The 7,133-nt window shown below is 74.1% G+C and carries 5 protein-coding genes and 1 pseudogene; all 6 read left to right on the top strand.

Annotated features, from left to right (window positions below):
- On the top strand, positions 1-650 hold a 650-nt coding region (locus CCN35_RS25380; RefSeq protein ID WP_143631806.1), incomplete at its 5' end, for a zinc-binding dehydrogenase.
- A gap of 558 nt (positions 651-1,208) precedes the next feature.
- Positions 1,209-1,455: pseudogene (locus CCN35_RS29750) on the top strand (3D-(3,5/4)-trihydroxycyclohexane-1,2-dione acylhydrolase (decyclizing)); the annotation flags it as partial.
- Positions 1,452-2,954 (top strand): CoA-acylating methylmalonate-semialdehyde dehydrogenase, encoded by a 1,503-nt coding sequence (gene mmsA / locus CCN35_RS25390; RefSeq protein WP_067399197.1) that lies wholly within the window; start codon positions 1,452-1,454, stop codon positions 2,952-2,954. The pseudogene CCN35_RS29750 and the gene mmsA, both read left to right, overlap by 4 nt.
- 191 nt (positions 2,955-3,145) lie before the next feature.
- Positions 3,146-5,797 (top strand): alpha/beta fold hydrolase, encoded by a 2,652-nt coding sequence (locus tag CCN35_RS25395; protein ID WP_169721390.1) that lies wholly within the window; start codon positions 3,146-3,148, stop codon positions 5,795-5,797.
- Entirely contained in the window at positions 5,794-6,657 is an 864-nt protein-coding gene (locus CCN35_RS25400; protein ID WP_067399203.1) for an ABC transporter permease, read from the top strand. Before CCN35_RS25395 ends, CCN35_RS25400 begins: the two co-directional genes overlap by 4 nt.
- Positions 6,658-6,810: 153 nt before the next feature.
- Positions 6,811-7,133: chaplin (locus CCN35_RS25405; protein WP_086794472.1), on the top strand; the 323-nt coding region annotated here is incomplete at its 3' end.

Raw genomic sequence — 7,133 nt, forward strand, 5'->3', positions numbered from 1 at the left:
TCGCCGTGCCCGACGGGATGTCCTTCGCGACGGCGGCGTCGCTCGGCTGCCGGTTCGCCACGGCGTTCCGCGCGGTGGTCCAGCAGGGCCGGGTCGCCGCCGGCGAGTGGGTCGCCGTGCACGGCTGCGGCGGCGTGGGGCTGTCGGCGGTGATGATCGCGGCGGCGTCGGGGGCCAGGGTGGTGGCGGTGGACGTGTCCGCCCGGGCCCTGGAGCTGGCCCGGAGGTTCGGTGCCGAGCACTGCGTGGACGCGACCGGCGTGCCGGACACGGCGGAGCGGGTGCGCGAGGTGACCGGCGGTGGCGCCCACCTCTCGCTCGACGCGCTCGGCTCGCCCGCCACCTGCGCGGCCTCGGTGAACGGGCTGCGCCGCCGGGGCCGCCATGTCCAGGTCGGCCTGCTGCCCTCCCCGGAGGGCACCACCCCGGTGCCCCTGGCGCGCGCGATCGCCCTGGAGCTGGAACTCCTGGGCAGCCACGGCATGGCCGCGCACACCTATCCGCAGATGCTCCGGCTGGTGGAGGCCGGTGTGCTGCGGCCGGACCTGCTGGTGACGTCGACCATCCCCCTGGAGGCCGCCCCGAAGGCGCTCGCGGAGATGGGGACGGCGCCGGGCGCCGGGGTCACGGTCGTCGAGCCGTGGAGCTGAGCCGGTTTTGAGCCGGTCCTGAGCCGGCCCGAGGGGCGAGGAGCCGAAGGACGGGAGGCCGGGGACCGGGTGGGGCGTCGGCCTCCCCGCGGCCGGCCGTGACGCGCACCGGCAGGCACCTGCCCGCCGGATGCGGCCGGGGTCCTGCGCGCGTACGGCACGGGTGACACGGCGCAGGCCCTTCGCGGCGCATCCGGGACGGTCCGCGACGCATCCAGGGCGCGTCCGGGACGATCCCCTCACTCTCGTCCGAATGTCCGGACAAACCATTGACAGGGCTGCGCCCCGGCATTACAACCGGTAGAGGCCGCCGATGGACGGTGTGGACATACGGCGCCACGACGGACGAAGAGTTCACATCCCTGGTGGTGAGGGCACTTTGGGCGAGGACCCCACGTGCCCTCGCGGCACCCGGGCACCGACCGCCTCCGGCGCGGAAGGCCGCTTCGCCCTGGCAGGAGCGAAGGCGAGCGCAGACTCCCCGCCCGCTACGGCCCCGCGCCGGAGGTCCCCGGAAGATCCCGGTGTCCGCGCCGGAAGCGGCGTGCGGCGAACGGCCGCGTGCCGCCGACCCGTGACTTCCGCGCCGCCCCCGCGGCGCGGCGCGCACGGCGGCACTTCCACATGTGTCTACGTGGGGACGGAAACCGCAGACACAGTGTCGGGGGCGCCCGACGCGCAACGCTGCTGGGATGGACGTACGCCCCAGGCCGCGACCCGACCGTCGGCGGCCGGAGCGCAACAGCTGTACGAACGGCAGGTCTCGACCCGACGCCGCCATCTGCGAAGGAGTAACCGGGCATGACGAAGATCGTCAACCACTGGATCGGCGGAAAGACCGTCGAAGGCGCCTCGGGGACGTACGGGCCGGTCACGGACCCGGCGACCGGCGAGGTCACCGCGAAGGTGGCGTTCGCCTCCGTCGAGGAGGTGGACGCCGCGGTCGCCGCCGCCAAGGACGCCTTCGCCACCTGGAGGCATTCCTCCCTGGCCCAGCGGACCTCGATCCTGTTCAAGTTCCGCGCCCTGCTGGACGCCCACCGCGACGAGATCGCCCGGCTGATCACCGCCGAGCACGGCAAGGTGCACTCCGACGCGCTCGGCGAGGTCGCGCGCGGACTGGAGATCGTCGACCTGGCCTGCGGCATCAACGTGCAGCTCAAGGGCGAGCTGTCCACCCAGGTCGCCACCCGTGTGGACGTGGCCGCGATCCGGCAGCCGCTGGGCGTGGTCGCCGGCATCACCCCGTTCAACTTCCCGGCGATGGTCCCGATGTGGATGTTCCCCATCGCCATCGCCTGCGGCAACACCTTCGTGCTCAAGCCCAGCGAGAAGGACCCGTCGGCGTCGATCCGCCTCGCCGAGCTGCTGGCCGAGGCCGGGCTGCCCGACGGCGTGTTCAACGTCGTGCAGGGCGACAAGGTGGCCGTCGACCGGCTCCTGGAGCACCCGGACGTCCAGGCGATCTCCTTCGTCGGCTCCACCCCGATCGCCCGTCACATCCACGCCACCGCCTCCGCCCACGGCAAGCGCGTCCAGGCCCTGGGCGGCGCCAAGAACCACATGCTGGTGCTGCCGGACGCCGACCTGGACGCCGCCGCCGACGCCGCCGTCTCGGCCGCGTACGGCTCGGCGGGCGAGCGCTGCATGGCGATCTCGGCCGTCGTGGCGGTCGGCTCGATCGGCGACGAGCTGGTGGAGAAGATCCGCGAGCGCGCCGAGAAGATCAAGATCGGCCCCGGCGACGACCCGGCCTCCGAGATGGGCCCGCTGATCACCAAGGAGCACCGCGACAGGGTGGCCTCCTACGTGACCAACGCCGCGAGCGAGGGCGCCGAGGTGGTCCTCGACGGCACCGGCTACACCGTGGAGGGCTACGAGAACGGCCACTGGATCGGCATCTCGCTGCTCGACAAGGTGCCGACCACCTCGAAGGCGTACCAGGACGAGATCTTCGGCCCGGTGCTGTGCGTGCTGCGCGTGGACACCTACGAGGAGGGCGTGGCCCTCATCAACGCCTCGCCGTTCGGCAACGGCACCGCGATCTTCACCCGGGACGGCGGCGCGGCCCGCCGCTTCCAGCTGGAGGTCGAGGCCGGCATGGTCGGCGTCAACGTGCCGATCCCGGTCCCGGTGGGCTACCACTCCTTCGGCGGCTGGAAGGACTCGCTCTTCGGCGACCACCACATCTACGGCAACGACGGCACCCACTTCTACACCCGCGGCAAGGTGATCACCAGCCGCTGGCCGGACCCGTCCGAGACCCCGGCGGGCGTGGACCTCGGCTTCCCGCGCAACCACTGACCGTCCCCCGCCGTCCGCGCGGACGGCGGGGTGCCCGGCCCTTCGCCCGGACCCGCCGTCCGCGACGGTGCCGTACGGCCGCGGCGTACCACGAACGCGGTACGCCGCGGCCTTGCGTCCTCCCCGAGGAGGGCGGGAGGGTCGGCCTCACGGGGGCACCGGCCGCCGCCGGCGGCCCGTACGGTGGAGGCATGGATCTTCGACTGCCCGCACTGCGCGGGCTGCGGCGAAGGCCCCGGCGGCTGCTGGCCGCCGGGGCCGCTGTCGTCGTCCTCGCCGGTGCCGGGACCTGGACGGCGGTCGCCTCCGGCGACCCGCCCCCCGTGCACCGCACCGACCGGGTCATGACCATGGGCGACGGGGTGCGGATCGACACCTCGTACTTCACCCCGGCCGGCCCCGGCCGGCACCCCGCGGTCCTGCTCGGGCACGGCTTCGGCGGCAGCAAGGACGACGTGCGGCAGCAGGCGGAGGACCTCGCCGGGGCCGGGTACGCGGTGCTGACCTGGTCGGCGCGCGGCTTCGGCCGGTCCACCGGGAAGATCGGGCTGAACGACCCGAAGGCCGAGGTCGCCGACGTCTCGAGGCTGATCGACTGGCTGGCCGAGCGGCCCGAGGTCGAACTGGACGGGGCCGGCGACCCGCGTCTGGGCATGGCCGGCGCCTCCTACGGCGGTGCGGTCTCCCTGCTCGCCGCCGGACACGACGACCGGGTGGACGCCATCGCCCCGGCGATCACGTACTGGAACCTCGCGGACGCCCTGTTCCCGGGCGGCGTGTTCAAGAAACTGTGGGCGGGCTGGTTCGTCAGTGCCGGCGGCGGCTGCGGGAAGTTCGAACCCGCGCTGTGCCGGATGTACGAGCGGGTCGCCGAGTCGGGACGGCCGGACGCCGAGGCACGCGGACTGCTCGAGGCACGGTCGCCGTCCTCCGTCGGCGACCGGATCACGGTGCCGACCCTGCTGGTGCAGGGCCAGTACGACTCGCTCTTCCCGCTCGACCAGGCCGACGCCGCCGCACGGACGATCCGGGCCAACGGCGCACCGGTCGGCGTCGACTGGATCGCCGGCGGCCACGACGGCGGCGACCTGGAGACCGGCCGGATCCAGGCGCGGGTGAGGAGCTGGTTCGACCGCCACCTCAAGAACGACACAGGCGCCGGCACCGGGCCCGCCTTCCGCGTCACCCGCACCGGAGGCGTCGACTCCACCGACGGCCGGGCCACCTTGCGCGGCGCGAGCGCCGACGCGTACCCGGGGCTGCGGAACGGACAGCGGTCCATCGCCCTGAGCGGAGGCGAGCAGCGCTTCGAGAACCCCGCGGGAGCCGGCCCGCCCGCCGTGTCCTCCCTGCCCGGCCTCGGCGGCTTCGGCTCCCTGGCCCAGCTGTCCTCGCTCGGCGCCGGCGTGTCGCTGGACCTCCCCGGCCAGCACGCGCGGTTCGACTCCGCGCCCCTCGAGAGCGACCTGCGCATCACCGGGTCGCCCACGGTGACCGTCCGCATCACGTCCACCAGCGACGACGCGGTGCTCTTCGCCAAGGTGTACGACGTCGGGCCGGGCACGGCACGTCCGGTGCTGCCCGCCCAGCTGGTGCAGCCCGTGCGGGTCGAGGGCGCCAGGGCCGGCAAGGAGGTCACCCTCACCCTCCCGGCGATCGACCACGAGGTGCGCAAGGGCCACCGGCTCCGTCTGGTCCTGGCCTCCACCGACCTCGGCTACGCCTCCCCGGCCGCCCCGGCCCGCTACACCGCCGCGCTCGCGGGCGACCTGAAGGTGCCGACCGCACCCCGGGTGACCACCGCGGCGGCGCCGCTGCCCGCGTGGGTGTGGTGTCTGCCGCTCACCGGCGCGGCGATCGCGCTCGCCCTGCTGGCGACCGCCCGGCGGCGCACCGCCGCGCCCGCCCCGGACCCGGAGCTGGCCGACGTCCCGCTGCAGATCACCGGCCTGAGCAAGCGGTACGCGGGATCGGCGGACAGATACGCGGTACGGGACCTGTCCTTCCGGGTGGAGAGGGGCCAGGTGCTCGGCCTGCTCGGGCCGAACGGCGCCGGCAAGACGACCACCCTGCGCATGCTGATGGGGCTGATCCGGCCGGACGACGGCGAGATCCGCGTGTTCGGCCACGCCGTCCGGCCCGGCGCCCCCGTGCTGTCACGGGTCGGCGCCTTCGTCGAGGGCGCGGGCTTCCTGCCCCATCTGTCCGGCCGGGAGAACCTGGAGCTGTACTGGCGGGCCACCGGCCGCCCGCCCGAGGACGCCCACCTGGACGAGGCCCTGGAGATCGCCGGACTCGGCGACGCCCTGGACCGCGCGGTGCGCACCTACTCGCAGGGCATGCGCCAGCGCCTGGCGATCGCCCAGGCCATGCTGGGCCTGCCGGACCTGCTGATCCTGGACGAGCCGGCCAACGGCCTCGACCCGCCCCAGATCCGCGAGATGCGCGAGGTGATGATCCGCTACGCGGCCGGCGGCCGCACGGTGATCGTCTCCAGCCATCTGCTCGCCGAGGTCGAGCAGTCCTGCACGCACCTGGTGGTGATGGACCGCGGGCGGCTGGTGCAGGCCGGTCCGGTCGGCGAGATCGTCGGCTCCGGGGACACCCTGCTGGTCGGCACCGCCACGCCCGTGGAGGAGCCGGTCGTGGAGAAGGTCGCCGCCCTGCCCGGCGTGGCCTCGGCGGCACGGACCGAGGACGGCCTGCTGGTCCGGCTGGAGCCCGGCGGCACGGCCCGGGACCTGGTCGTGGACCTGGTGCGGCTGGAGGTGCCCGTCTCCTCGGTCGGCCCGCACCGCCGGCTGGAGGACGCCTTCCTCACCCTGATCGGAGGTTCCGCATGAGCACGCCCGCCCAGAGCACCGAGGCCGCCTCCGGCTACCGGGCGGGCCGCACCCTGCCCCTGCGGGTCGAGCTGACCCGGCAGCTGAAACGGCGCCGCACGCTGGTCATGGGCGGCATCCTGGCCGCACTGCCCTTCGTGCTGGCCGTCGCCTTCGCCATCGGCGGCGAGCCGGGAGGGCGCAACGACCGGGTGACGCTGATGGACACGGCCACCGCCTCCGGCGCCAACTTCGCCGCGGTGAACCTGTTCGTGTCGGCGGGCTTTCTGCTGGTGATCCCGGTGGCGCTGTTCTGCGGGGACACGGTCGCCTCCGAGGCGAACTGGTCCTCCCTGCGCTATCTGCTCGCCGCGCCCGTGCCCCGGGCCCGGCTGCTGTGGTCGAAGCTGGTCGTCGGGCTCGGGCTGAGCCTGGCCGCGATGGTGCTGCTGCCGGCCGTGGCGCTCGCGGTCGGCACGGCCGCCTACGGCTGGGGGCCGCTGCGCATCCCCACCGGTGGCGCCCTGGACGCGGGCACCGCCGTTTGGCGGCTGGCGGTGGTCGTGGCGTACCTCTTCGTGTCGCAGCTGGTCACCGCGGGCCTGGCGTTCTGGCTGTCGACCCGGACGGACGCCCCCCTGGGCGCCGTGGGCGGGGCGGTCGGGCTGACCGTCGTGGGCAATGTCCTGGACGCCGTGACGGCCCTGGGAAGCTGGCGCGACTTCCTGCCCGCGCACTGGCAGTTCGCCTGGGTCGACGCCCTGCAGCCGCGCCTGGAGTGGTCCGGGATGATCCAGGGCACGGCGGTCTCCGTCACCTGTGCGCTGGTGCTGTTCGCTCTGGCCTTCCGCGGGTTTGCCCGAAAGGACGTGGTGTCATGACCCGGTTGCGGCCAACCGGGTGAACTCCCGACACCAATGCGCCCGCATCGGGTTGAGGAAACCGGCAGGGCACGCGGCGTCGCGCACCACGGACGCACCCGTGCCCGGCAAGGTCTCGGTTTTCCCGATCCGTCGAGCAGGAAGACAAGCGCATTGCGACAGACACTGAGCAGGGGAGTGTGCGCGGCAGCCGCCGCCACGGGCATTCTGTCCCTGTACGGCGGCACCGCCGTCGCCGACACGTCCGCGACCGGAGCCGCCGGGGATTCTTCCGGCGTGCTGTCCGGGAACACCGTGCAGGTGCCGGCCGAGGTGCCGGTGAACGTGTGCGGCAACACCGTCGGTGTGCTCGCGGCGATGAACGGGGCGTCCGGCACTTCCTGCGTCAACGCCTCGGACGAGTCGGAGGAGCAGCTGCCCCCGTCCTCCCCCGGCGACTGCACGGACGACTGCCGGCCGACCCCGCCGGTCTCGGC

Origin of the sequence: Streptomyces thermovulgaris, assembly GCF_002155915.1 — a bacterium.
In the GTDB taxonomy this organism is placed as follows: Bacteria; Actinomycetota; Actinomycetes; order Streptomycetales; family Streptomycetaceae; genus Streptomyces; species Streptomyces thermovulgaris.